Raw genomic sequence first — 24,801 nt, 5'->3', positions numbered from 1 at the left:
CCGCCACCCACGGCGGGGCAGCGGAGGGAACAACGGAGCGAAGGGCACGGCGAGACGTTTACGAGAGTTCGGGGAGTGACGGCAGCGCGGGATGCGTCTGGTTTTGCAGGCGATCAGCGGTTCCGGCAACGTCGTCGGCGTCGTTGGCGTCCGGTTCGGGTGCGGGCATCGGCTGCAGCGCGCCGGAGGGGAACAGCAGGGTTGGCCTGCCGCCGGCCGTGGGGCTCCACTCGTCGCACATGCCGGGATCGTTCCGGCACATGAAGATCGCCGTGACGTGACCGGCGGGTACGTCGGCTCGGGCGATCGGACAGCCCTGGTCGTCCGGAAGGGTCAGGGCCGGGAACTGCATCGGCCCGCCGCAGGTCGCGCAGTGGGGCCATACCGCCCCCGCGGGGCCCGGCGGCGTTTCCACCCGTGCGGGTGACCGGTGCATCAGGCTCGCTTGGTCCTGTGTACGTCATCGACGTCGCCGTCATGGGACGGGACCTCCACGCAAACACAACCGGCGGCAGGTGGGAGCCGCCCCCGACCGACCGAACGCGACCCCACAGCAGCGCACCCCGCCAAGCCCGCCCGCCGTCGGGGCCACGTGGCCGGAACACGCCACCGAGCGAAAGACCGCCGGGAAAGCCCCAAGGCCCGCACCCTGCACGGGCGCGGGCCTTGCTAGGTCTGCGGTCCGTTGCCGGAGCCGCGGGACCGATTCAGAGCGGGCGAACCATCTCGGCCTGCGGGCCCTTCTGACCCTGCGTGACCTCGAACTCCACGCGCTGGTTCTCCTCCAGGGAACGGTAGCCGTTCGTCTGGATCGCGGAGAAGTGAACGAAGACGTCTGCGCCGCCGTCGTCCTGCGAGATGAAGCCGTAGCCCTTGTCGGCGTTGAACCACTTGACCGTACCGGTGGCCATGTCTTGATTCCTTCACGTAACCCACAGACATCACACCTCGTGATGCCCGGGTCGCGAACCGTCGAGTGGTCCCACTCCCCGCGTTACCCCGGGATGCCCTCGCTGTGAGGAGCGAAAAACGCCCACGACGGTTGGTGTCCGCAGGCGTTGGACGTGCGAGGGAACTACATCTACTGCTGCAACCGCGGATAACGCTACATGCCAACGACTGCTCCGCAACAGCCCTTCGGGGAGCGAAAAGCCCTTCGGCAAAGCGGGAAACGGGGGGCATAGCCGGCACCCGTGCTTCGGTTCATCCGCGTGGGTGACACGAGCGGTGACACGAGCGGTGGCGCCCCGCGTGACGCCAAGAGCGGCGCCCCGCCCGGCGCTACGCCCGACGCCGCATCGGCCTCGGACGCGGCTTTCGACCCCGCACCGCGAGCGGCACCAGGCCGGCCCCGACGCCCGCGCACCACCAACGCACCGCCCACGCACCGCCATCACCCGAACACACGGATGTTCACTCGACCTTCGCGTCCGCGCCACCGATTCACCGTTGGGCCGTCGCCCCCTCTGCCTACCGTTTCGACATGGCAGCCCCGACCGCCCTACGACCGAGTCAGCCGCCCACGCCGCCGCGACTTCCCTCGCCGCAGAGCCCTCCTCCGTCGCCCGAGGAGCGCGCGAGGCGACTCGGGCCGGGGCGGTTGAAGTTGCCGCGGCGCCCAGCCGGCCCGACCGCGCGCCTGTACACGCTCGTCGTACTCGCGCTCGCCGGCATCCTCGCGCTCGGCGCCGCGATCACGGTGGGCGTCGGCAACGCACGCTCGGGCCTCGGCGAGGTCGCGGACCGGTCCGCCCCACGTGCGGAGAGCGCGGCGCACCTGTACTTCGCGCTCGCGGATCTGGACGCCCAGGTCGCCAACGTCCTGCTCGTCGGCTCGGACGAGCAGATCGGCAACCGGCAACTGGCGCTGCGTCAGATGCGGGTGCGGCGCGCCGAGATCACCACCGACATCCAGAAGCTGTCCGCCGCCGGCGCCTCCACCGCAACCGTCGAGGCCCTGATCGACGGCCTCGGCCGCTACGACTCCTACGTCGCCCAGGCCCGCCTGGCCGACGAACAGGTCCAGGACCGCCTCCCGGGTCGCCCGCCGGTACTCGCGCTCAACTACTTCGCGAGCGCGACCAGCATCCTGCACGACGACCTGCTGCCGGCCTCCGACCGACTCGGCCGCAGCGCGTCCGAGGAACTCGCCGCCAACGCCGACTCCGACCGGGTCGACGCGCGCTGGGCCGCGTTGGTCGTCGGGGTCGTCGGCCTGCTCCTCGTCGCGGTCCTGGTCGTCGGTCAGGTGTGGTGGGCCCGCCGGTTCCGCCGCATCCTCGTGCCCGGCCTGGCCGCCGTGACGATCGCCGTGGCCGCGCTCACCGGCACGGCCGTCGCACTGTTGACCGATCACGCGGCACGGCTGCGCTCGGCCCAGACACAGGCGTTCGACCCGTACCTCGAACTGGCCAGGACCCGCGCGACCGCGTCGGACGCGAACGCCGACGAGAGCCGATTCGTGATCCTGCCCGACCGGGCCAAGCTGTACAGCGACGGCTACGCGGCCAAGTCGGCGCTCCTCGCGCAGGCCGTCCCGAACGAGCGGGTCGCGCACCGCCTCGCGGCCTTCCGGCGCGACGACGAGGCGCTGCGCGCGGCGGTCGCGGCGGGCCGGCTGGATGTCGCCGTCGGCATCGCCACCAAGGTCGAGCGAGGCAACCTGGCGTTCGACTTCTACGACTACCAGACGGCGTTGGCTCAGGTCGCGGACGCCGAGTCGGCCGATTTCAAGGCACGCGTGCGCTCGGCCGACGACGCACTCGACGGTTGGCCGTGGATACCGGCAGGCATCCTCGGGGTGTGCGGCCTTCTGGTCGCGGCATCGGTACGGCCCCGGCTGCGCGAGTACGCGTAAGGCCGCCTGCCGATGGGCGCTTCACCGCCACGCGCGAGCACCACACCTCGAAGCGTCCCCACCGGCCACTCACGGGCCCCCGACCACCTCCACGCAACCGCCCCGACGCCCCCACCCCCAACCCTTTGCCACAGTCAAGTGTTTGCGGCGGTCGACAGCGTCACAGTTTCCACGGGCCCGCCAACCGATATTGCCTCTGGAATATGGCGGTGGTCACGCCTTACTCTCCGTTCATGGAATTCAACCTTGCCGACCTCTTCGAGCGCGCGGCCGGGGAATACCCCGAACGCGAGGCGATCGTCGCCAACGGTGAACGTCGTACATATGCGCTTCTGGAAGAACGGGCGAATCGCCTCGCCCATCATCTTCAGGACTCCGGTGTGCAGCCCGGCGATCATGTCGCCGTCTACGCCTTCAACATCGTCGAATGGGCGGAGGCGATGCTCGCGATCTACAAGATCCGGGCCATCTGCATCAACGTGAATTTCCGCTATGTCGCGGACGAACTGGCCTATCTGCTCGACCAGGCCAAGCCGGTCGCGTTGGTCTTTCAGCGGCAGTTCACCGACCGGGTCGCCGAGGTCGCGCCCAAGGTGGCATCGCTGCGGCACCTGATCGTGGTCGAGGACGAGACCGCGGCCGACGCCTACCCCGAGACCGCCGAGTCGCTCGGCGCGGTGCGGTTCGAGGACGCGATGGCCGCGGGTTCGCCCGGGCGCGACTTCGGCCCGCGCTCCCCCGACGACCTGTACCTGCTGTTCACGGGCGGTACGACGGGCCTGCCCAAGGGGGTCGTGTGGCGTCAGGAGGACGTCATCTTCGCCCTCGGCGGCGGGATCGACCCCACCAACGGCGAGCGGATCACCCGGCCCGAGGAGATGGTCGAAAAGGGCCGCAACGGCCAGATGACGCAGTTCCCGATCGCGCCGCTGATGCACGGCGCGACCCAGTGGGGCGTGCTGCAGAGCCTGGCCAAGGGCCACCGGATCGTGCTCATCGACAAGTTCGACGCGCACGGCGTGTGGGAGGCGGTCGAGGCCGAGAAGGTCAACGTCATCATGATCACCGGTGACGCGATGGCCCGCCCGCTCCTGGAGTCGATCGCGCAGCCCCGCGACGGCCGCGAACGATACGACCTGTCCTCGATGTTCGCGATCTCCTCCAGCGCGGCGCTGTTCTCGCCGTCGCTCAAGGAGGAGTTCATGGAGCGGCTGGGCGTGATCGTCAGCGACGCGATCGGCGCGTCCGAGTCCGGCGCCAACGGCATCGGCGTCGCGGTCAAGGGTCAGACCGAGCAGCAGAGCGGGATCACCGTGCGCGCCGTGCCCGACTCGGTCGTGCTCGACGACGACCTCAATCCGCTGCCGGCGGGCGTGATCGGGCGCTTGGGCCGCAAGGGCAACATCCCGCTGGGCTACCTCGGCGACCCGGTCAAGACCGCCGAGGTCTTTCGGACCGGACCCGACGGCACGCGCTACGTGGTCCCCGGCGACTACGCCCGCCTGGAGGGCGACGGCCGGATCACGCTGCTCGGTCGCGGCTCGGCGACGATCAACTCCGGTGGCGAGAAGATCTTCACCGAGGAGGTCGAGGGCGCGGTCAAGGCCCACCCCGAGGTGTACGACGCGATCGTGGTCGGCGTCCCGCACCCCCGTTGGGGTCAGACCGTCGCGGTCGTGGTCCAGCCCCGCGAGGGCTGCGCCCCGAGCCTGGATTCCCTCCAGGAGCACTGCCGCACGAAGATCGCCGGATACAAGGTGCCGCGGGTGCTACGCATCGTGGAACAGACGCAGCGCACACCCACCGGAAAGCCCGATCTGCAGTGGGCCCTGGCAATAGCCTCGGCGCCGGAGGAGTAGCGGGGGCGAGAAGGCGACACGGCGGGAGGACCGACCGCAAACGCACGAGCGAAAAGACGGTCGGCAGGGAAAAGGCAACGTCGAATACACCGTCCGGGAATCCCCGGACGGTGTATTCGTATATCGGCCGGCAGGCCGCACGCGCGGCCCGCCGCAGCGAGCGACGAAAATCAGACCGCGCGTTCGCGGCCCTCCCAATAGGGATCGCGCAGTCGCCGCTTCTGCAGCTTCCCGTTCGGGTCCCGAGGCATTTCCACGATGAAATCGATCGAGCGGGGCCGCTTGTACGTCGCGAGTTGCTCGGCGCAGAACGCGAGCAATTCGTCCGCGAGCTCGGGGCCCGCCGCGAAGGATTCGTTGGGCTCGATGACGGCCTTGACCTCCTCGCCCCAGTCCTCGTGCGGGATGCCGAACACCGCCGCGTCGCCGACGCCCGGGTGCCGGAGCAAAGCGCCCTCGATCTCCGCCGGGTAGATGTTCTGGCCACCCGAGATGATCATGTCGATCTTGCGATCCCGCAGGTACAGGTAGCCGTCCTCGTCGAGGATGCCGACGTCGCCGACGGTGAACCAGTCGCCGATGCGGCCCTTTCGGGTCTTCTCGGTGTCCTTGTGGTACTTGAACGCGCCGGCGCGCATGAGCATGTACACCGTGCCCACCTCACCCGCGGGCAGCCGGTTGTGCTCGTCGTCGAAGATGCCGATCTCGCTGATCGGCCACGCCTTGCCGACCGTGCCGGGGCGATCCAGCCATTCCTGCGCGGAGCAGAACGTACCGCCGCCCTCGCTCGCGGCGTAGTACTCCTCGACGCACAGTCCCCACCACTCGATCATCCGCCGCTTGACGTGATCGGGGCACGGGGCCGCGCCGTGCACGGCGTGCCGCAGGGACGACACGTCGTACTCGGCCTTGACGTCCTCGGGAAGCTGCAGAAGGCGGTGGAACTGGGTCGGCACCATGTGGGTGGTGGTGACCCGGTACCGGTCGATCAGCCGCAGCATGTCCTCGGGCCGCCACTTGTCCATCAGGACGACGCCGTGCCCGATGTGCAGCGACTGCTGAGCGTGCTGGAGCACGGCCGTGTGGTAGAGCGGCGAGCCGACCAGGTGCACGTTGTCGTCGTGCGGCTTGACCCCGTAGATCAACAGCGTGCCGCCGTAGCGCGCGTCCTCGGGCGAGCCCGGCGACAGCGGCCGGCGTACCCCGCGCGGGCGACCGGTCGTGCCCGACGTGTAGTTCATCGTCACGCCGACGCTGCGATCGGCCGGCAGGTCCGCGGAGTGACCGTCCGTCAGTTCGGCGAACGGCCGGAAACCCGGTACGTCGCCGATGGCGAACCGCGCCTCGGCGGGCAGTTCGGCCGCGTCGGCGGCGGCCGCGATCCGGTCGGCGAACTTCTCGTGGCCGATCAGGACCTTGGTCTCGCTGTCCGTGAGGATCCAGGCGATCTCGGGGGCGACCAGGTGGTGGTTGACCGGGACCATGTACAGCCCGGCCTGCGCCGCGGCCATGTAGGCCACGATGTACTCGGCGCTGTTGGGCAGGATCACGCTGAACACGTCGCCGCTGCCCAGCCCCGCCGCCCGCAGGCCGTGGACGAGTCGGTTCGACGCGGCGTACAGCTCGCCCGCGGTCCACTCGACGCCGTCGGGGTCCACCAGCGCGAGCCGATCCGGATTGGCCTGCGCATGGGCCCAGAAGCCGTTCGCCACAGCATGTCCCTTCGTGCGGCCGGTCCTTCGTGCGACCGGTTGCTTGACAATGTCTGACATTGTGACGGCAACCGGCGGAGAAAGAAAGGGCGCCTTACTTATTTGGAGGCGAGACCTCGGCCCCTCGAGGCGGCCGCGCAGCGAGCGGCCCCGCCATCGACGCAGCCGGATCGGCGGGCGCCGCGCCGGCCGGCCTCACCTCGAAGGCAGCCACGCCGAGCGATCCCGCGCCGGCGGTGCCCACGTCCGGTGGCTTCGTCTCGGCGGCGCCCGTGCCGAGTGGCTTCGTCTCGGCGGCGCCCGTGCGGAGTGGCTTCGTCTCGGAAGTGCCCGTGCCGAGCGCTCCCGCGCCGATCGGCAGCCGCGCCGGCGACGGCTTGACGTCCGGGCCGAGGCGGTCCATCGCCGACTTGATGTGCGGCGACGGGTACAACGCCCGGATCACGGGCGTGGCCGCGCCCGCCGCGGCCCGCAGCGCCTTCAGCCCCGGCCCGGCGACGTAGCCCGGCAGGCCGCGGTGCCCGTACAGCTCCTTGGCCCAGCGCGGCAGCGCCGCGTACGCGAGTTCGGCGACCTGACGCCACAACACCTCACGGCCGAGCACCAACAGGATCGGCACCGGCGGACGCCGCAGGAACTCGTACACGTCCTGGGCCTCGGCCGAGTTCGCGAGCGAAGGCTGTATGTCCGTGAAGTATCGATCCAGTTCGGCGAGCGAACCGGGCACGGACGCGCCCGGAAGCCCGACCATCTCGGCCGAACGCCGTTGCTCGTCGAGGTAGCGGTCGGCGAGGTCGTCCGTCATCGGGAAGCCGGCCTGCCGGGCAACCGAGAGATACGACCCGACCTCGGCACAGTGCACCCAACACAGCAGCTCGGGTTCGTCTATTCGATACGTCTCCCCCGTCTCCGGGTCGGTCGCGCGCAGCATCGCGTGGATCCGTCGCACCCGCGCGCCGGCCTGCTCCGCCTCGGCGCGCGTGCCGTACGTCGTGGTCCCGACGAAGTCGGCGGTACGGATCAGCCGCCCCCACGAGTCCTTGCGGATGTCGGAGTTCTGCACGACCCCGCGAACCGCGCTCGGGTGCAACGCCTGGAGATACAGCGCCCGAACCCCGGCCACCCACATCACCGGATCCGCGTGCAACTGCCACGTCACCGAATCCGGCCCGAACAACCCGACCTCGTCGCCCTGCCGTGAAACACCCACCGGCGTACCCTCCCGACCGCGTATCCCGCTTGGCCCTTCGAGAGTACGAGCCACGCGCGACGGACCACGAGGCCGGCGCCGCGCGCGCTCGCGCACCGGCCTCGAGACGATCGCGCGACGCCCGGAAACCGGTCCCGGCGGGGCCAATACGTCCGATCCCTGACGTGTACATTTGTACAAGTACATCTGTACACGTTCAGGGAGCGGGCCATGGCATACGTGTTTCTCGGATTCGCGATCGCGTTGGAGGTGTTGGCGACCAGCCTGCTCGGCAACACGTCGGGGTTCACCCGGTTGTGGCCGAGCGTCGGGTGCCTGGCCTGCTACGGCATGGCGTTCTACCTGCTCTCGCGGGCACTCCAGGCGGGGATGCAGACCGGTACCGGCTACGCGTTGTGGTCCGGGCTCGGGACGGCGGCCATCGTGGTCATCGGGCTGCTGTTCCTGGGCGAGCCGCTCACCGCCGCCAAAGCGGCCGGGGTGTTGCTGATCATCGGCGGGGTCGTCGTGCTCAACGTGAGTGGTGCACATTGAACGCGCCGCGCGATCCCGAGGGGCGCAAGCGCCAAATCGCCCGGGCCGCCTACGAGTTGCTGCCCGAGGTGGGCGTCGGCGGCCTCACCCACCGCCTCGTCGCGGCGCGGGCGGAGGTTCCGCTCGGCGCGACCACGTACTACTACAAGACGCTCGACGACCTGATCGCCGCGGGACTGGCGCACGCGACCGCGGTGCTCCTCGACGGACTGGCGGCGTGGGCCGAGGTCATCGCGGCCGGCGCCGACCTGGCGGACACCCTGGCCGACCTGACCGCGGACTACCTCCGGGACCGGCCGCGGATACTGGTCGAGACCGAGTTGTACCTCGCCGCCGCACACCGGCCCGGGCTGCGGCCGATGGCCCGCGCGTGGATCGACGGCCTGACCGGGATCCTGACCGCGCACGTGAGCCCCGACGCGGCGCGGGCGGCCGTGGTCTTCATCGACGGGGCGGTCGTGTACGCGCTCATCTGTGACCGGCCGATCGACACCGCGACGCTGCGCGAGTCGCTGGCCGCGCTGTTGGGGGCGCACCGAACGGCGTGAGCGCGCCCGAGCGACGAGCCGGGGGCCTGCCCTTCTTGCCTACGCGCCGAACCGACGGCTGCGGGCGGCGTACGAACGCAGCGCGCGCAGGAAGTCGACCCGACGGAAGTCCGGCCAGTAGACGTCGCAGAAGTACAGCTCCGAATACGCCGTCTGCCACAGCAGAAAACCCGACATCCGCATCTCGCCACTCGTGCGGATGACCAGATCGGGATCGGGCTGACCGCTGGTGTACAGGTGCGCCGCGATGTCGTCGGCGGTCAGCCGCTGCGCCACGTCGTCGAGCGACGCGCCCGCCTGCGCCTCGTGGTCGAGGAACGAGCGGATGGCGTCGACGATCTCGTCCCGGCCGTCGTACCCGACCGCGACGGTCAGGTCGAAGCCGGCGTCCCGGTCCCGGGTCTCCTCGGCGGCGAGCTTCAGCGCGTTGCGGGTCGAGTCGGGCAGGCCGTCCAGCCGGCCGGCCAGGTGCAGGCGCCACGGGTTGGCGGGGCGGGAGATCTGTTCCGCGACGACGTCCTCGATGATCTTCATCAGGAACTCGACCTCGCTCGACGTCCGCTTGCGCAGGTTGTCCGTCGAGGCGAGGAAGATCGTCGCCCGGTTGATACCCAACTCCACGCACCAGTCGAGGACTTCGTCCACGTGTTCGGCGCCGTGGCGGTGGCCTTCGCTGGGGTTGTCGAACCCCATCTGTCGGGCCCAGCGCCGATTGCCGTCCATCACCATGGCCACGTGGCGCGGAATCTCCGCGTCCGTCAGGCGCGAACGCAGGCGCCGGGCGTAGAGACCGTAGACCGCGCGACGCACACTCCTACTCCTAAGCATGTGCAGAGCAAACCAGCCCGATGCGAAGGTCGTGCCGGCACGGTGCGGAGATTGTGTGAAGGATGCCGCGAACGGCGGGCCGCCACGCCCACCCCGTGTCGGGCCGGGCCGGGTCGGGTCGCCGGCCTCGTGATGTGGGTCGCTCATGGCAGAGTCGGCGTGCCGATACATGTTCCCGGACGCCTCCGACCCAAGGACCGACGATGGCCGACGTACCCGTCCCGAAGAACTTCGCGCCGAAGTGGGCCGACGACACGCGCACCACCCCGCCGAGCGTCGGTGACGAACGGGAGATTCTGATCTCCTACCTGGAGTGGCACCGCACGACCCTCGAACTCAAGTGCGCGGGCGTACCGGCGGAGCGGCTGTCCGAGCGTTCCGTCGCCGCGTCGTCGATGTCCCTGCACGGCCTGTTGCGCCACCTGGCCGGCGTCGAGCGCTGGTGGTTTCGAATCCAGTTCGCCGGCGACGACGTCCCGATGCTCTACTACTCCGACGACGATCCCGACCAGGACTTCGACGACCTGGACGGCGACGTAGCCGAGTCCCTGGCCGTCTGGCGGGCGGAGTGCGCCCGCGCCAGGGAGATCGTGGCCGCCGCGTCCCTGGACGACCGGGGCACCAAGCTCAAGACCGGCGACCCGTTCTCCCTCCGCTGGCTCCTGGTGAACCTGATCGCCGAGTACGCCCGCCACAACGGCCACGCCGACCTCCTTCGCGAAAGCCTCGACGGCAGTACGGGGATGTAGCACCCCCGCCACCTTGGTGGCTGCTACCGATGCGCGTTCCACGCACATCGCGGCCACCCGCCGGGGCGACTCCACTACCGCCGGAGCCGCCCCGGACGGGGGCGCCGTCACGCACGGATGCTCGACGAGGAGATCACGCGCTCGGCTACATCCCCACTATCCCGGCCGATCCCGGCCATCACGGTGAAGATGAACCCAGCCCTCGTCGGACGGCGCAGCGCAATATCGCACTTGATCCGGCGCAGCGCCTCGTTCCTGCCGAGGCCGAGCCCGCGCGCGACGAGTCGGTCCGGGCCCACCGGCACCGGATCCTCGAAGACGACCTCCACCTGGATCGGCCACACCTCGGCGCGCCACGCCGACGGGGTGTCCGGCCGCCAGGCCCCCTTCCGGTCCAAGGTGAAGTTGTTGCGTCGGGCGATCAGCGGATCCAACAGTCCGGACGCCACCAGCTCCGCCTACTCCCGCCACGGGACGTCGGACGCGTGCAGCGGGCACCCGGCTCGCCTCGCCTGCATCATGAGTGAATGCCAACCTCACCGAGCCCCACGGACCGAGCCGCGACGAGTTCCCCGCCCACTCGACCGGGGCGGATCATCTTCCTGAACGGGACGTCGAGTTCGGGCAAGTCGAGCATCGCCGCCGAACTCGTTCCGCTCCTCGACCAACCGTGCTTCCACATGCCGGCCGACGCCTTCCACGCAATGCGCTCCCGCCGCGAAATCGCCCCTTCCGAACTGGACTTCGTCCTCGAACGCACGTGGATGGGCTACCACCGGGCGGTCGCCGGCATGGCCGCAGCCGGCAACACCGTCGTCATGGACCACATCCTCAGCCAGGAATGGCGCCTGCCCGATTGCCTGTCCCTGTTCGTCCCCCGAGACGTAGTCCTGGTCGGCCTGCACTGCCCCCTCCCGGAACTCGAACGCCGCGAACACGCCCGCGGCAACCGCCCCCCGGGCCTGGCCGCCAAACAGTTCGACACGGTCCACGCGCACGGCCTCTACGACCTCGAATACGACACGAGCACCACCGGCTCAGCCGACTGCGCCCGCCGGATCAAGGCCTTCCTCGACAACCCCGAGTCCCCCACCGCCTTCGAACGCTTACACAGCGGCGAGCACCTGTGAGCTCGGAGCTGTCACCTGCCGAGAGTAGTTCGTGCGCGGACGACCACACCTCGCCCATGATCCGTACACGCGGCCGCTCGATCGAGCTCCTCCCGAACCGTCCGGTAGGGCTCGATCTCGGCCGCGTCGACGAACCGTAGCTCGGCCCCGATCATCTCCGGAGCGTGGTCCTGCCGTGAACGGCAAAGTTCGCGCGGCGTCAGGACTTGACCGCCGCCAGGAAGGCGGTCCACGCGTCGCGGCCGAACGTCTGAACCGGGCTCGCCTCGCCCAACTTACTGTCGCGCACCCCGATTTCCGGTGCGGCCGCACGCCGCGTCTCGATGCAGTTGGCGCCGTTGTTGCTGTAGGAACTCGTGACCCACTCGTGGGTGGTCTTGATCTTGGTCATGTTGTCCACTCTGATTCCAGGATGTCGCGGATTCTGGCGGCCGTTTGGCGTGGCGAGAGCGCCGTCATGCGCAGGTGCTCCCCGGCTTTCTCGTACTGGGCGACCACCTCCGGAGCTTCGAGGTACAGCGCCGAGTGCAACGACTCGATGACCACGACCCCGGGCTCATCCCTGAAGCCCATGTACGTGAACTGGCCGTTGTCCCCGACGTGCGGACCCGCCGAGAACGGTAGGAGTTGGAGAGCCACGTTCTCCAACCTCCCCACGTGCAGCAAGTGTTGGAGCTGCTCTCGCATTACATCAGGACCGCCCACGTTCTGCCGAAGAGCCCTCTCGCCCAGCACCACCGAGACCTCCGGCGGGGCTGGATCTTCGCGCTGCAAGACCGATTGGCGGTTCATCCGCAGTCGAACAAACTTCTCGACCTGCTCAGGCTTTGCCCATTCTCGGCTGGCCTCAACTACGCACTTGGCGTACTCCGGTGTCTGGAAGAGACCCGGAATGACCTCCACGTACGAGGCGATCTTGGCCGCGTCCCGTTCCAGCGACAGGTAGTCGTCGAAGGTGGAGCGAACGATGTCGGCGTACTCGGCGGGGTAGGCGCGTTCGATCGATTTGCCGACCAGTCTCAGGAGTTCGGCCTTGTGGCTCTGGTCGGTGACCTCGTACGCATCGAAGAAAGCGTGAAGATCGCGTGGGTAGAGCCGTTGGTTGCCGGTCTCGATCTTGCTCAGGCTGCCCGTTGACCGTCCGAAAAGTTTTGCGGCTTCCTCAAGCTTGAGCCCTCGACTCACGCGTAGGGCCTTGAGCTCCTGTCCGATGCGCAGTCTGCGAATCGTTCGCTTCGCCGGTGGCATGGATCATCGTCTCCTCGCGGTCGGGTACCGCGCACAGTGTGTCGCCTCGGGGGCTCATCGCCCGCAGGTACGAAATTTTCGCAGCGCAGACTTGCGTAGTACGAAATGCTCTGGCATTAATTCTACCTGTACGGTCCGTGCTCAATCCGGCACGGAACGCAAGCAAAGATCGTTGAGCGACGCCCCAACCGAAGGGGACAGTTGTGCCTATCGACGCCTCGGCCTGCCCGCAACCCGCAGGCAGACCAAACGAACCAAAGAGCCTCCCCCTGCCCGCACTTCGATGCGTGATCAGGGCGGCAGCCGAAGACGCACAGATGGACGTCGACCTGCTCGACGATGTCCTCGTGGTGGTGAACGAGCTCGCCACGAACGGCCTGGAGCACGGCCAAGAGCCCGTGACGGTGACCGTCGAAATCACGGCCGCGACTGTGGTCGTCCACGTCTGGGACGCGATGCTCGCTGCGCTGCCCGCGCTGCGCATAGCCGGTGTACATGACGAGAACGGCCGGGGCCTGCGTCTCGTCACGGAACTGTCGATGTTGAGTTGGGGCCGCGTCGGACAGCGGAAGTACGTCCGGGCGCAACTGCCGTGCCCCCGCCCGCCGCGAACGGGAGCGCTGATCACGGTCGATCTCCAGCCCCTTGCGACCCCCCGCCATCGGGCACTCGCGTGGTGAACGAGCAACCGAAGGCACCGGCTCCCCCCGACTACGGGTGCGTCATTCGATACCTGGCCTCCGAGCCGCCCCACGAGCGATGCGGCACGGTGCGGCGACTCTGCGGCGACCACGTCGTCGTGGACCTCATCGTCCCGCCGGCCACACCGCAGCGCCGCACCGATTCCGCGCCCTGGGGAGCGACGACCACGGTGATCGTCGGCAAGCCCCCGTCGCGACATACGCCCTGACGGCTCGTCACCTCTACGACGAGCCCCACCGACTCCCACATTCCCCCGCGCGCCCGGACATCGCCGAGGGCGCGCGGGACGTACCGACCGCGGCATCACCCCTCCCACCGGGGGGAGCCGGTCGCGGTCGCGATGGTGGTGCGGCCAGGCCGGGGGGCTCGGGCCGCACCACCGTGTCGGTGTACACATCGCTCGGCGGCTCACGGGCGAGGACGGAAGGAGGCTCCGGCGTGGTCGGTTCGGCAATGGCGGCCGGATGGCTCGGTGGTGATCAGGGTCCGGCTCTCGATGATGACGAAATGCGCGTGGTTGCACCTGCCGTAGCGTCATGTGGTGTCGTCGAGGCACCACCGCACGAAAGGCTCGCTCTGCGATGTACCCCTCCGTCACGCCTCCTCGCCAGGTCAAGATCGGTGATGCCGCCGCGTTCGCCGGGACCACCCCACGCGCCATCCGCCACTACCACCAGATCGGTCTGCTGCCGGAGCCCGAGCGAGGCGGAGACGGTCGCCGCCGCTACGGTTACGACGACATGATCCGCCTGCTGTGGATCCGCAAGATGGCGGAGGCCGGAATCAGCCTGGACGACATGCGGGCCGCCTTCGACGGAGCCGGGGACATCGCGGAGACCCTGAGCCGGCTGGAGGAGACCCTGGCCGCTCAAGAGGCCGACATCAAGCGTCAACGCGCGGCAGTTGAGCGCCTGCGGGCCGTGGGCAGCCCGCTGGGTCTGCTCTCCCCACTGGTGACGGACCGACTCGACCACCTGCCTCCTGGCGCATTGTGCCCTTCCGATCTGGACGCCCTGCTGGTCACGGAACGCGTCTTCGGGCCGTTGGGAGCCGCTGTCCAAGCCGGCGTGTTCATCGTGCTGGCCACCCACCCCGACCTGCGGGCCGAAGCGGACCGCCTCGATGCGGCCGACGCCGCCCTCGACGACAGCGTCGATCCCCACGACCCGCGTGTCGAGGAACTCGCCGCGCAACACTGTGCTCACCACAAGGCCCTGCTGCGGGCCGGCGCAGCGGACGGGCAGGACGCGGCCGAGGAGAAGCTCTTCGAGATCTACGACGCCGACCTGACGGGCGAAGAGGTCTCCCAAATGAGCGCCTTCGAAGCGGTCACCAAAATGCCCTACGACTTCTCTCCCGCCCGGATGCGATGCATGCACCTCACGGCGGAACTCCTCGCCCGAGACGACGAGGACACCCCGGACGACAGCTGACTGCCTACGGTAGGCACCCGACAAACCAGCCGACGGCCCCGGTCGTCGGGCCGTCGCCCTCGTATTCGACGGCGTCAGTCGCGGTAGGGCTCGCGGTAAAGGTCCTTGTGGACTTCGTCGTGGATCTCGCCATGAGCCCGACGGGCGGGTCCTGCAGGAAGAAGAGATACCGAAGTTCGCGCTCTGCGATGCCTCGCGGTCGATCGGCCGGGCCGGCCACGCATCTGCTCGCGCGCGCCGGCGCGGCATGTTGCCTGACACGGTCGGTTCCGGGTCGGCTTGTGTGGCTCGGTGACGCCGGGTCAGCTCGGGGACAACTCGTCTTGCCGGGGCGGGGGCAGGAGTTGGGCCTTGACGACCCGCCGCGTGTGCGCGATGTTTCGGCGCCATCGGGGGCCGTCCGAGGTCTCGTCCCAGAGGTCGGCGAGTTCGGAGTCCTCGGCCAAGACTCGGTCGAGCGCGGCGACCGCGAGTGCGCGCAGGTCGAAGGAAAGCGGCGGGATGGGCCCCTGAGGGCCATGGATGGGGTCGGTCGGCGCTCCGGTGGGACATTGGGCCGCGATCAGTGCGGCGGCCGCGACCGCTTCCGTGCCCTCGTAGGCATCGAGGTAGTCCTCGGTGGCGATCGTGCTGGTGAGCACGCTACGGATGATGTCCTCGCGATCCGCCGCGGGGGCTTCGTCCAAGGTCTCCGCGAAGTCGGCACCCGTGTCGTTGCCAAAGGGGTCGATGTCCCAGGTGCCCATGCCGTTCCTTTCCTGTCGCGCTTTCGCGAATGCTCGCATCGACCTCCGACACACGACACACGACACGAGCGGAACGTGCCTGCGCAAGCGGGGAACCGGAGCGCGATCGCCCCGGGGCTGAGCCCCTCGACCGGGGGACGGTTGTCCGAGCCTCTGGCGCAGGCCACCACCCGAGCCGCACCCCGAGCCGCGGTGCGTGACCGGGACGCGCTCAGCGGTGGTCGTTGAGCCAGTCGCCCGGGATCAGGTCGCGGATCCGATCAAGGTCCTCCTCGGTCCGGCCGCGAGCCAACAGGGCCATGCCGTCGTCGTTGCGCAGAAGGACGTCCGGGCCGAGGAACCAGCCGATGCCGAACCCTTCGTCTCCGATCGGGTAGGCCGGGAACGGCATCCGCACGCAGTGCTGTTGCAGCAGTTCGATTCCGTCGTCGTCGAAGTCCGCCATGAAGTCGCAGGGCTCCCCGTCGGCCTGCAAGGACTCCGACAGGACGATCTCGACGAAGGCCAGGGACAATCGCTCCAGCCAGCCTTCCCACCGTTCGGCAGACTTGTCGGCCAAGTCGGCCCGGATGAAGACCGCGGGGTCTTCGTCTCCGAGCTCGTCCAGGAGGATGCCCCAGGAGGCCGCCCCCTGGTTCTCGTGCCGGAAGACCAAGGCTTCCTTGGTGGCATCCACATACAACTCGGCCGGGTTCAGCAGCACATCGTGGTTGCTCGTAAGCTCCTCACGGCGCCCGAGCAACAGATACGCCTCTCGCAGGGCGAGGGGCAGTCGAAGGCCCAATCTCTCCTCCGCCGCCGCGAGATCAGCCTCGGCCCAGCCGTCACCGGGTTCCAGGGCACCTGCCCAGTGCGCGGCGAAGTCGCGGATGAAACTCCACGCGCCGTTGCGGCTTTCGACGCCCGACGTCAGCGACGCAACCATCTCGAACTCTCGTCCCATGCCGGGACCATAACCGGCCTCGTCCCGGCAGCCGTGTCCCGGCCTCGCGTTCGGGCGCTCAAGGTGGTGTCGGGAAGCCGCTCCGGCAAACCGACCACAGGCCGATCAGGTGTGCGTCGAGGATGTCGTGCGCCTCGTGCGGGGTGAGGTGGCCGATGAGGACGTGTGCGGTGAGGCCGTCCGCGAGGGCCAGGAGGGTGCGGGCTTCGCGTTGCGCGTCCAGGGGTACGGCGGGGTCGTTGCTTTCGGCCGCTTCCGCGATGAGGCTGGTGAACGTCTCTTGCAGGGCTTGGTAGTTCGTCGCGAGCGTGCTTGCGAGCACCTCGCTGACGGTCGCCTGCGCGACGAAGGCGAGCCAGACCCTGGCCTCGGCGCGGTGCTCTTCCGCGAGCAGTGAGAACTCGCTGACCGCGTGCCCCAGAGCAGTGGCGGCGGACTGGGCCGGGCTCCTGACGAGGCGGGCCTGTACGCGCTCGTTGATCCGTTCGCCGATGTGCGTGAGGGCGAACACGAGCATCTCTTCCTTGGTCCGAAAGCACCGCTGGACCGCGCCCATGGACACCTGCGCGCGGGCGGCGACATCTCGAAGGGTCACGCCCTCCAATCCGCGTTCGTCGGCGAGGCGGCACACGGCCTCGGCGATGAGGCGGCGTCGGCTCGCGTGATCCACCTGCCTGGGCATGCCCGGTCGCCTCCCTGTTCTCCGGCGCTCTGCTTCGGAGGGCACTTTATTCGATGCGCTCGTATCGGTTCGAGGATATCGTTCCGATGCAAGCGCATTGGTACGTGGACGTAGGAAGGCGCAGTCATGCAGGACGCCCTGTGGAAGATGTCGGCCGCCGCGCAGGCGGAGGCCGTGCGCAACGCGGAGATCTCGGCCGTCGAACTGGTCGACAGTCACCTGGAACGCATCGGTGAGGTCGACTCGCGGGTGAACGCGGTCACCCAGCTCCTGGCGGAGCGCGCTCGGGAGGCCGCGGCCGGGATCGACCGTCGGCGGGCCGCCGGTGAAGCGCTCGGACCCTTGGCGGGTGTGCCCTTCACGGTGAAGGAGAGCACCGCCATCGAAGGCGTGCCCACGACGTTCGGCACGGAACGCTTCCGTCACCTGGTGGCGTCGGCCGACGCACCCCCGGTGGCGCGGCTGCGCGCGGCCGGGGCCATCCCCATCGGGCACAGCAACATGCCCACCCTGATCCTGGCGGGGATGCACACGCGCAGCGAGCTGTTCGGCGACACGGTCAACCCGTGGGACGCCGGCCGGACCCCGGGGGGCACCAGCGGTGGCGATGCGGTGGCCGTCGCCACGGGGATGGCGGCGCTCGGGCTCGGCAACGACTCCGGAGGATCGGTACGTATACCGGCCCAGTTCTGCGGCGTGGCCGGGCTGAAGCCGTCCACCGGCCGGTTCCCCGCCGACCACCGCATCCTCGGCCCGGACGACCCCGGCCCGGCGTCGCAAATGCTGGTCACCGACGGCCCGCTCGCGCGAAGCGTGGGCGATCTTCGGCTCGCCTACGAAATGTTGACCGGGACCGATCCGCGCGACCCGCGCGCCGTGCCGGTGCCCCCCTACGGCGAACCTCTCGTCGGGCCGGTGAAGGTCGCGGTCGTGGCGGACCCCGGCGGGCACGGCGTCCACCCGACGATCCGCGCCGCCGTCGCGGCCGCGGCCGACGCGCTCCGCGACGCGGGGTACGACGTGCGCGAGGTAGCGGACGTACCGCGGCTGGACGAGGCCCTCGACGCGTACGGCCGGATCACCGTCACCGAGTTCGCCCCGAACTGGCCCGCGGTACGCAAGCTGCTCGGCGAGGGCGGGGACCGCTACATCGAGATGACGATGCAGCAGACCCCGCCCGCGAGCGCGGACGAGTTCATGAAGCTGATGGGCACCTGGCTGAACATCCGCCGCTCATGGGCCGAATTCCTCGACGACTACCCGCTGTTGCTCGGCCCGGTGTTCACCGAACCACCGGTCGAACCGGGCCTGGAGTCGCGGGACCGGGCGGGCCGGGATCGGGTCGGCTCCGCAATGCGTCTGTGCACCGTGACCAGCTTCGTGGGCGTACCGGGCGTGGCCGTCCCGACCGGGGTGGTCGACGGGCTCCCCTCCGGAGTGCAGATCGTCGGGCGCGCGTTCCGGGAGGACCTGTGCCTGGACGCCGCCCAGGCGATCGAGGACCGGCTCGGCACCCTCACACCGATCGACCCGCGCACGGGAAACGCGACTGCTCCGGCCCTCGGCTCATAGCGGCCTGCCTCGTCCGCTTCATGAAGGGTGTAGGTCTCCGCTGGTGCGCGGTCGGCCGTATCGTTGGACGAGGGCGTTGCCGATCGAGGCCAAGTGGTCTCGCACACCCGGAGGGCCGGTCACCTCGACCCATTCGACCAGCCCGGAGAGCTCGCCGGCGAGAATGTACTCGTTGGGTCCGTGGATCACGATCTCGATGCGGCCGTCGGTAGTGGGACCTCCCACGTCGAGCCGGTCGCCGAGCGCCATCCGGAGTATGCCTATCCCGTGGGGTGTGCATACGGCCTGGACCTCCAGCGGCGTTCGTTTGCGATCGACCTCCATGGCGATCTCGTTCCAGCTCTCGGCAAGGTCGAAGTCCCCGGGTCGGTGCACAGGGTCGCCGGTCGGGTCTGCGGACGACACGCGGTCGATCCGGAAGACCCGTCGGCCGGTCTCGGTGTTGGAGACGAGATACCACGCAGGACCTTTGGCGACGATGCCCAGCGGGTGGACGGTTCTCCGGGTTTCGACGCCTTTGCCGTCGACGTAGCCGAGCGACACCTGGACGCCGCGGATCACCGCGTCCTGGAGTTCGTCGAGGAAGCGAGGCGGCCGGTGCTCGATCCGGCTCGCCCCCCATCGCTGCGGGTCTACGACCAGCGACGACGCTGCTGCCTCGGCCTGCACCTGGAAGGGCTTCGGTAGAGCATGGACGAGCTTGCGCACAGCTGCTTTCATCGCCGGCGTCGCATCCGAGGCCGGACCGACAGCCAGGAACAGGGCGCGTGCCTCACTGGCGGTCAACCCGGACAGGTCGGTACGAGCACCGCCCACCAGGCGCCAGCCGCCGCCTCGGCCCTGCACGGAGTACACGGGCACCCCGGCCATGGCCAGGGCGTCGAGGTCACGGCGGGCGGTGCGCTCGGAGACGTCCAGCTCTCGGGAGACCTCCGCGGCTGTCACCTGCTCGCGCCGTTGGAGCAAGAGGAGTATGGCCACCAGCCGATCGGATCGCATACCGACAAAACTCTCATAAAAACCGGTCATGAGGTGACCGGTTTGGGGGGCACGATGGCGACATGACCTCATCGAAGAGGTCGACCGCCGGCGAACGCCCCCAGAGAGGAAATGCAGTGTTCAATCCAGCAGAATTTCCCGAGCCCACCCTCATCCAGGTCAACGGTGTGGAGCTCGAAGTATTCGAGGCAGGCCGAGAAAACAAGGGCAAGCCCATAGTGCTCTGCCACGGCTGGCCGGAGCACGCCTTCTCCTGGCGTCACCTGATGCCCGTCCTCGCAGCGGCCGGCTACCACGTCATCGCACCGAACCAGCGGGGTTATGGCGACTCATCCCGCCCGACCGAGGTGACGGACTACGACATCGAACACCTGACGGGTGACCTCGTCGCGCTCTTGGACCACTATGGCTACGAGGACGCCACCTTCGTCGGCCATGACTGGGGTGCGTTCGTCGTCTGGGGACTGGCCCTGTTGCACCCCGACCGGGTGAACAAGCTCATCAACCTGAGCCTGCCTTACCAGGAGCGCGGAGAAACGCCGTGGATCGAGGTCATGGAAACCTTCCTCGGCGGCGACTTCTACTTCGTCCACTTCAACCGGCAGCCGGGCGTCGCGGACGCCGTATTCGACGCCGACACCTCCCGGTTCCTCCGCAACCTCTACCGGAAGAACGTGCCCCCCGCACCCTCTGAGCCGGGCATGGCATTCATCAACCTCGCCAAGGCGGAAACGCCACTCGGTGAGCCCGTCATGAGCGACAGCGACCTGGCCGTCTACGTCTCCGCGTTCGAGACGTCGGGATTCACGGGCGGCATCAACTGGTACAGGAACCTCGACCGCAACTGGCACAAGCTGGCGGACGCGGACCCGATCATCAAGCAGCCCGCCCTCATGATCTACGGCGACCAGGACTTCGCGATCCCGAGGTTCGAAAAACTGGCAGAGTTCGTGCCCAACGTGGAAGTGGTCGGCCTGGACTGCGGTCACTGGATCCAGGAGGAAATGCCGGAAGAAACCAACCAGGTGATTTCGGAATGGCTGGAACGGCAGGGCTAGTGTCTCGTGATCCGGTTCGTATCACGTGAAGGCCGGATCTTCGCATCACATCGGTGACAGCCGGACCTGGGCCAGGTCTCGAGGTCGCCTCGTCATGAGGTGTCGTAGCGGGTCGCCGCCGCGCGATGGAAACAGGCAGAAGAGGATACGTCCAGTGCCTGAGCGTCCCGGTCGCGCGGCCGGCGGCGCCGGATACGGAAAAACCCCCGAGCATCGGCTGATTGGCGGGGGCGTTTCGTACCGGTCAGCTCGCCGGGCGGCCACTCGCCGCTCTTCGTGCAGACGGTGCAGATCATTTCGGGGTGCCTGCGTATCCACGTGCCGATCGACAGGTTCGCCGCGCTGCCCGACCCTACCCACGCCACCACGCCGCTACGTCACGCTCGACGTGCTGTCAGGGCTTCAAGATCATCCCACTGCCCCTTTTGGGCTCACCTCGGCTGGACCCCTGATTCGGTACGGATGGCCGGCCGGCTTGCTTCGCGGCGCCCCTGCCTTCCTCGACCGGACGCCAACCGCCGATGGCTCCGTCGGCCAGGGATGGGTGGGTTCGCCTGTCGAGGTGTCGCGCATTCCCCAGGGCCGAAAAGCCCGGTCTCACGTGGAGTGACGTGAGACCGAGCGAGGGCGGCTCCTACTCTTGGTCGAGGAGGATGGCGGCGAGTTCTTCCACCTTCTCGGTGACGACCTGGAGCTTCTCGGCGTCCCGCGAGGTGTTCATACGACGAAGTGCGACCTCGGCCGCCTTGCTGCTGCCGTCGCGGAACACGGCGTCGACGACGGCGGCAGCGGGGGTACCGCGCTTGTAGAGAGTGATGACGGCGTACTGCTCACCAGGGACATCGGCGGGCAGGTGGGCGAGTCCGAGACCGTCGAGACGGCGACTGATGCTGGCACGGACGTGAACACCCAGGCGGCCGGCTTGCTCCAGATCACGCAGAAGCCACATGACAACGCGAAGAACGCCGCCGGACGCCTCAACGGCGTTCCGCAGTCCTTCCCAGCTCTTGACCTGGTCGCCGGCGTCGCCTGTGGTGAGGTCGAGCACGGGTGTAGCCATAAGAATCCCCCCAATTTTGAATCCAAAGAAATAATCTGACTTCAGATTATCTTCTGGAATTTGTTTCGTCCAGGGGTTGATGGTGGTCGGTCGATACGGTCGGTGGGGGCTCCTCGGCCAGGGGGAGGCCGGCGAGCTGGTGGTACAGCACGGCGAGTGGCGCGGCGAGGTGGCCGTGGTCGGTGGGGCCGGGTCCGGGTGGGGTCTTGCCGGTGACGGTGAGGGCGTGTCGCCAGTAGTGGAGCGGGAACGAGCCGGGGTGCGTGGCGTCGCGGAACCGGGTACGGAGGTGGGCGCGGAAGGCGGGGGTGTCCTCGTCGCCGGTGACACGAGCGTAGGTACGCACGAAGCGGTCGAGGGCCTCGGCACGTCGCGCCCGGCACCCGGAGGCCAGGGCCTCGCCGGCCAGGGTGCAGGCGTCCAACAGGCCGGCGTAGAACGACGCGACGTCGCCGACCTGGTGGTTCTGCGGTTGGCGGCGTCGGTCCGCTTCGCCGGTCAAGGCGTGCAGTTCGGCGTAGGCGAGGACGGTCGCGCCGGTCGGCGTCGCCGGTGGTTCGGGCACCGCGCCCTCGACGACGGCCTGGATTAGGCGGTGCGGCAGGCCGGCCGGGAGGGCCCAGTGCCAGTAGCGGACCAGGCGGTCGTGGGCTTCGTCCGGTCTGCCCACGTCGGCGATCAGCGCGAGGCGGCGCAGGCGTTCCTCCGGCCCGGGGCAGCCGTTCAAGGCTCGCAGCGCTCCTCGACGCCACGCCAGCCTGCGCATCTGGGACCGGACCGTGTCCAGTTCGCCGGTGACAAGGTCGGCCAACGAGTGCTCCCCCGTCACCACCGCGGCGATCGTGGCGATCGGGGTGTCGAGTGCGCGAAGGTGCCGGATCAGGCGAAGCCTGGGCAGCGCGTCCGCCGCGTATCTGCGGTGGCCGCCTCCGCTGCGCGCGCTCTCGGGGAGCAGCCCTATGTCGGAGTAGTACCGGATGGTTTTCACCGAAAGTCCGGTGCGCGCGGCCAACTCGCCGATACCCACCGTGCCTTCACCCTGCGTGCCGGGTGTCACAGCTACTTGAACCTCCACCGCACAGGAGCCCTTAACGTCCGTGACGACCGCTGCGCCCCGGTGCACCGGGGGCCTGGGGCGGCACTCGTCAAAGGAGGATCATCACATGCGGATTCTGATCGTCACGGCTGGTTCGCGGGGTGACGTCGCACCGTTCACGGGCCTGGGGCGGCGTCTCCTGGAGGCCGGTCACCAGGTCTGCGTGGCTGCGCACCTCCCCTTCGTCGACCTCGTCACCGGATGCGGCCTCGACCACCGGCCGTTGCCGGGCGACCCGCAGGAGTTGATCGGCGCCAAGGCCCGGGCGGCATCGCCCGCCGAAGCGCATGCGGTCACCTCGGCATTCCTGGACCGGCTCGCCGACGGGGTCGCCGCCGCCGTTGCCGACGGCCCGGATCTGGTGCTTACCGCCTTCGGCCCGGCAGCGCTCAGCCGCACCGCCGGCGAGGCGACCGGGGTCCCCGTCATCGGCACCTACCTCGCACCGACCTTCGCCACAAGGGAGTTCCCGCTGCCCGGCGTGGCGCGCGCCGACGACCTCGGGCCGGAGCGCAACCTCACCGCTGGACGGGCGCTGCTCGCGCAGGCCGGAGCGCTCCAGGCAGGTGTCCTGACGCGGCTGCGAACCCGACTCGCGCTGCCGGCCGCCGACGCTTCGCCGACGGGCGGCGGGGAGATCCGGCGAGTCTTCCACGGCTTCAGTCCGCTGGTCGTGCCGCGGCCGACGGACTGGCCGTCCGAAGTCGAGGTGACGGGCTATTGGTGGCCCGCTCGGCCGCTCGGTTGGCGACCGCCGGCCGAACTGGTCGACTTCCTCCGGGCCGGCCCGCCCCCCGTGTTCATCGGGTTCGGCAGCATGGCGCCGGGTCAGGGGGAACGGCTGGGTGAACTGGTGAAGGCAGCGGTGACCCGAGCCGGAGTACGGGCGGTGGTGCAGGCGGGGTGGGCCGGCCTGAGCGTGGTCGGCGACGACGTCCTGGCGATCGGTGACGTCCCGCACGACTGGCTGTTCCCCCGCACGGCCGCCGTCGTCCACCACGCCGGAGCGGGGACCGCCGCCGCCGGACTGCGCGCCGGGGTACCCGCCGTGCCCGTACCCGTCATGGCCGACCAGCCGTTCTGGGCGGCCCGGCTGCATCGGCTCGGAGTTGCCCCGCAACCGCTTCCGTTCCACGACCTCACCGCCGAAGCCCTCGGCGCAACCGTCACGGCCTGCATGGGCGACCCGGCCTATCGGCGGCGAGCAGCCGAACTCGCGGGTCACCTCGCGGCGGAGGACGGCGCTGCCGCGCTGCTCGATCACATCGGCGGCGCGGCCTGATCGGGGGTGCGGGCGCGGTGCACGGCGCCGGCGGACACCCGAATGTCGGCGCGTGATCAAATTTCGGTCGACCAGATTTCGGTCGACGTCGTCCAGGACGAAAGACGCACACTCGATCCGGACCGCCGCTCAGCGAACTTCCCATGGGCCTCGGCCTGTTCGCCGATCGCGAATCCTGCGGGGACCAGGGGGACGCGTCGGCGCCGGTAGGCGAGGTATCGACGGGTAGCCGGGCCGGCTGAGCTTTTGGGCGGGTAAAGCAGCGCGCCCGGCTCGTGTACCGGTGAATTCGCGCAGGGTGGTACGGAAAACTCTTGGGAAACGCAAAAGGCCCGCCCCCGTAAAGGGGACGGGCCTTCCACACGTAAATTCCGGCGGCGTCCTACTCTCCCACACCCCTTCGAGTGCAGTACCATCGGCGCTGGAGAGCTTAGCTTCCGGGTTCGGAATGAGACCGGGCGTTTCCTCTCCGCCAAGACCACCGGAAAACCATCGAACCTCGATATCAACCGAGACAACGGCGAACCAGAAATCACATGCGGTGATTCAATTA

General features: G+C 69.0%; 25 protein-coding genes and 1 rRNA gene. 11 read left to right on the top strand and 15 right to left on the bottom strand.

All coding sequences use genetic code 11. The features are described from left to right. Positions 1-58: 58 nt before the first annotated feature. Positions 59-352: a hypothetical protein gene (locus GT354_RS12590; protein ID WP_161356389.1), complete on the bottom strand. Its 294-nt coding sequence runs from the start codon at positions 350-352 to the stop codon at positions 59-61. 355 nt (positions 353-707) lie between these two features. Further along, positions 708-911, bottom strand: coding sequence for a cold-shock protein (locus GT354_RS12585; RefSeq protein WP_020557813.1), 204 nt, complete (start codon positions 909-911; stop codon positions 708-710). Between the two features lie 572 nt (positions 912-1,483). On the opposite strand from GT354_RS12585, the gene GT354_RS12580 reads away from it, so the two are divergent. Both GT354_RS12580 and GT354_RS12575 read left to right on the top strand, forming a co-directional pair. Beyond that, on the top strand, positions 1,484-2,857 hold the full coding sequence (locus GT354_RS12580) for a hypothetical protein (protein ID WP_161356388.1): 1,374 nt from the start codon (positions 1,484-1,486) through the stop codon (positions 2,855-2,857). 233 nt (positions 2,858-3,090) lie between these two features. Then, entirely contained in the window at positions 3,091-4,716 is a 1,626-nt protein-coding gene (locus GT354_RS12575; protein WP_161356387.1) for an acyl-CoA synthetase, read from the top strand. Positions 4,717-4,886: 170 nt separating this feature from the next. Here the strand turns inward: GT354_RS12575 and GT354_RS12570 are convergent, their stop codons facing one another. Further along, positions 4,887-6,428, bottom strand: coding sequence for an acyl-CoA synthetase (locus GT354_RS12570; RefSeq protein WP_161356386.1), 1,542 nt, complete (start codon positions 6,426-6,428; stop codon positions 4,887-4,889). Positions 6,429-6,522: 94 nt separating this feature from the next. Continuing rightward, on the bottom strand, positions 6,523-7,638 hold the full coding sequence (locus tag GT354_RS53855; RefSeq protein WP_346011998.1) for an oxygenase MpaB family protein: 1,116 nt from the start codon (positions 7,636-7,638) through the stop codon (positions 6,523-6,525). 210 nt (positions 7,639-7,848) lie between these two features. Here GT354_RS53855 and GT354_RS12560 point away from each other — a divergent pair, with 210 nt between their 5' ends. Both GT354_RS12560 and GT354_RS12555 read left to right on the top strand, forming a co-directional pair. Then, a complete protein-coding gene (locus GT354_RS12560) occupies positions 7,849-8,172 on the top strand; it encodes a multidrug efflux SMR transporter (RefSeq protein ID WP_161356384.1) in 324 nt (107 codons plus the stop codon). Next, entirely contained in the window at positions 8,169-8,720 is a 552-nt protein-coding gene (locus GT354_RS12555) for a DNA-binding transcriptional regulator (RefSeq protein ID WP_161356383.1), read from the top strand. Before GT354_RS12560 ends, GT354_RS12555 begins: the two co-directional genes overlap by 4 nt. Positions 8,721-8,759: 39 nt before the next feature. On the opposite strand, the gene uppS is transcribed toward GT354_RS12555, so the two are convergent. Further along, the gene (gene uppS, locus GT354_RS12550) at positions 8,760-9,548 is read right to left on the bottom strand and encodes a polyprenyl diphosphate synthase (RefSeq protein WP_161356382.1); all 789 of its coding nucleotides are present in this window, start codon (positions 9,546-9,548) and stop codon (positions 8,760-8,762) included. 203 nt (positions 9,549-9,751) lie between these two features. Between uppS and GT354_RS12545 the strand changes: the two genes are divergently transcribed. Continuing rightward, positions 9,752-10,297 carry a DinB family protein gene (locus GT354_RS12545; RefSeq protein ID WP_161356381.1) on the top strand — a complete coding sequence of 182 codons (546 nt, stop codon included), beginning with the start codon at positions 9,752-9,754 and terminating at the stop codon, positions 10,295-10,297. A gap of 107 nt (positions 10,298-10,404) precedes the next feature. Here the strand turns inward: GT354_RS12545 and GT354_RS12540 are convergent, their stop codons facing one another. Then, complete coding sequence (locus GT354_RS12540) at positions 10,405-10,746, bottom strand: DUF1062 domain-containing protein (protein WP_202511815.1); 342 nt, start codon at positions 10,744-10,746, stop codon at positions 10,405-10,407. A 78-nt stretch (positions 10,747-10,824) separates the two neighbouring features. Here GT354_RS12540 and GT354_RS12535 point away from each other — a divergent pair, with 78 nt between their 5' ends. Next, positions 10,825-11,427 (top strand): AAA family ATPase, encoded by a 603-nt coding sequence (locus GT354_RS12535; RefSeq protein ID WP_161356380.1) that lies wholly within the window; start codon positions 10,825-10,827, stop codon positions 11,425-11,427. Between the two features lie 199 nt (positions 11,428-11,626). Here GT354_RS12535 and GT354_RS12530 read toward each other — a convergent pair whose 3' ends face one another. Next, complete coding sequence (locus tag GT354_RS12530; RefSeq protein ID WP_161356379.1) at positions 11,627-11,818, bottom strand: DUF397 domain-containing protein; 192 nt, start codon at positions 11,816-11,818, stop codon at positions 11,627-11,629. Continuing rightward, positions 11,815-12,675 carry a helix-turn-helix transcriptional regulator gene (locus GT354_RS12525; protein WP_161356378.1) on the bottom strand — a complete coding sequence of 287 codons (861 nt, stop codon included), beginning with the start codon at positions 12,673-12,675 and terminating at the stop codon, positions 11,815-11,817. The genes GT354_RS12530 and GT354_RS12525 overlap by 4 nt, the downstream gene beginning before the upstream one ends. Positions 12,676-12,878: 203 nt before the next feature. On the opposite strand from GT354_RS12525, the gene GT354_RS12520 reads away from it, so the two are divergent. Continuing rightward, positions 12,879-13,355 carry an ATP-binding protein gene (locus GT354_RS12520; RefSeq protein WP_346011997.1) on the top strand — a complete coding sequence of 159 codons (477 nt, stop codon included), beginning with the start codon at positions 12,879-12,881 and terminating at the stop codon, positions 13,353-13,355. 603 nt (positions 13,356-13,958) lie between these two features. After that, entirely contained in the window at positions 13,959-14,810 is an 852-nt protein-coding gene (locus tag GT354_RS12515) for a MerR family transcriptional regulator (protein WP_161356376.1), read from the top strand. Positions 14,811-15,112: 302 nt separating this feature from the next. On the opposite strand, the gene GT354_RS12510 is transcribed toward GT354_RS12515, so the two are convergent. The 3 genes from GT354_RS12510 to GT354_RS12500 form a co-directional block, all read right to left on the bottom strand. Continuing rightward, complete coding sequence (locus GT354_RS12510) at positions 15,113-15,556, bottom strand: DUF4259 domain-containing protein (protein WP_161356375.1); 444 nt, start codon at positions 15,554-15,556, stop codon at positions 15,113-15,115. Positions 15,557-15,767: 211 nt separating this feature from the next. Further along, the gene (locus tag GT354_RS12505; protein ID WP_161356374.1) at positions 15,768-16,499 is read right to left on the bottom strand and encodes an SMI1/KNR4 family protein; all 732 of its coding nucleotides are present in this window, start codon (positions 16,497-16,499) and stop codon (positions 15,768-15,770) included. Positions 16,500-16,557: 58 nt separating this feature from the next. Beyond that, on the bottom strand, positions 16,558-17,181 hold the full coding sequence (locus tag GT354_RS12500; RefSeq protein ID WP_161356373.1) for a TetR family transcriptional regulator C-terminal domain-containing protein: 624 nt from the start codon (positions 17,179-17,181) through the stop codon (positions 16,558-16,560). A 126-nt stretch (positions 17,182-17,307) separates the two neighbouring features. Here GT354_RS12500 and GT354_RS12495 point away from each other — a divergent pair, with 126 nt between their 5' ends. Further along, positions 17,308-18,753: an amidase gene (locus GT354_RS12495; protein ID WP_161356372.1), complete on the top strand. Its 1,446-nt coding sequence runs from the start codon at positions 17,308-17,310 to the stop codon at positions 18,751-18,753. Positions 18,754-18,771: 18 nt separating this feature from the next. Here GT354_RS12495 and GT354_RS12490 read toward each other — a convergent pair whose 3' ends face one another. Continuing rightward, complete coding sequence (locus tag GT354_RS12490) at positions 18,772-19,752, bottom strand: WYL domain-containing protein (protein WP_161356371.1); 981 nt, start codon at positions 19,750-19,752, stop codon at positions 18,772-18,774. 116 nt (positions 19,753-19,868) lie between these two features. Between GT354_RS12490 and GT354_RS12485 the strand changes: the two genes are divergently transcribed. Further along, positions 19,869-20,810, top strand: a complete 942-nt coding sequence (locus GT354_RS12485; protein ID WP_161356370.1) for an alpha/beta hydrolase — start codon at positions 19,869-19,871, stop codon at positions 20,808-20,810. Positions 20,811-21,444: 634 nt separating this feature from the next. Here the strand turns inward: GT354_RS12485 and GT354_RS12480 are convergent. Further along, a complete protein-coding gene (locus GT354_RS12480; protein ID WP_161356369.1) occupies positions 21,445-21,858 on the bottom strand; it encodes a hypothetical protein in 414 nt (137 codons plus the stop codon). A 58-nt stretch (positions 21,859-21,916) separates the two neighbouring features. Further along, a complete protein-coding gene (locus GT354_RS12475) occupies positions 21,917-22,927 on the bottom strand; it encodes a MerR family transcriptional regulator (protein WP_161356368.1) in 1,011 nt (336 codons plus the stop codon). Positions 22,928-23,033: 106 nt separating this feature from the next. On the opposite strand from GT354_RS12475, the gene GT354_RS12470 reads away from it, so the two are divergent. Then, on the top strand, positions 23,034-24,248 hold the full coding sequence (locus tag GT354_RS12470) for a glycosyltransferase (RefSeq protein ID WP_161356367.1): 1,215 nt from the start codon (positions 23,034-23,036) through the stop codon (positions 24,246-24,248). Positions 24,249-24,617: 369 nt separating this feature from the next. Here the strand turns inward: GT354_RS12470 and rrf are convergent. Next, positions 24,618-24,734 (bottom strand): 5S ribosomal RNA (rrf, locus tag GT354_RS12465). Positions 24,735-24,801: the final 67 nt, after the last annotated feature.

The sequence above is a fragment of the Streptomyces sp. SID3343 genome (genome assembly GCF_009865215.1).
Classification (GTDB): Bacteria; Actinomycetota; Actinomycetes; order Streptomycetales; family Streptomycetaceae; genus Embleya.
Note: the sequence above shows the minus strand (reverse complement) of the source record. Positions and strands in the feature narration are given on the sequence as shown.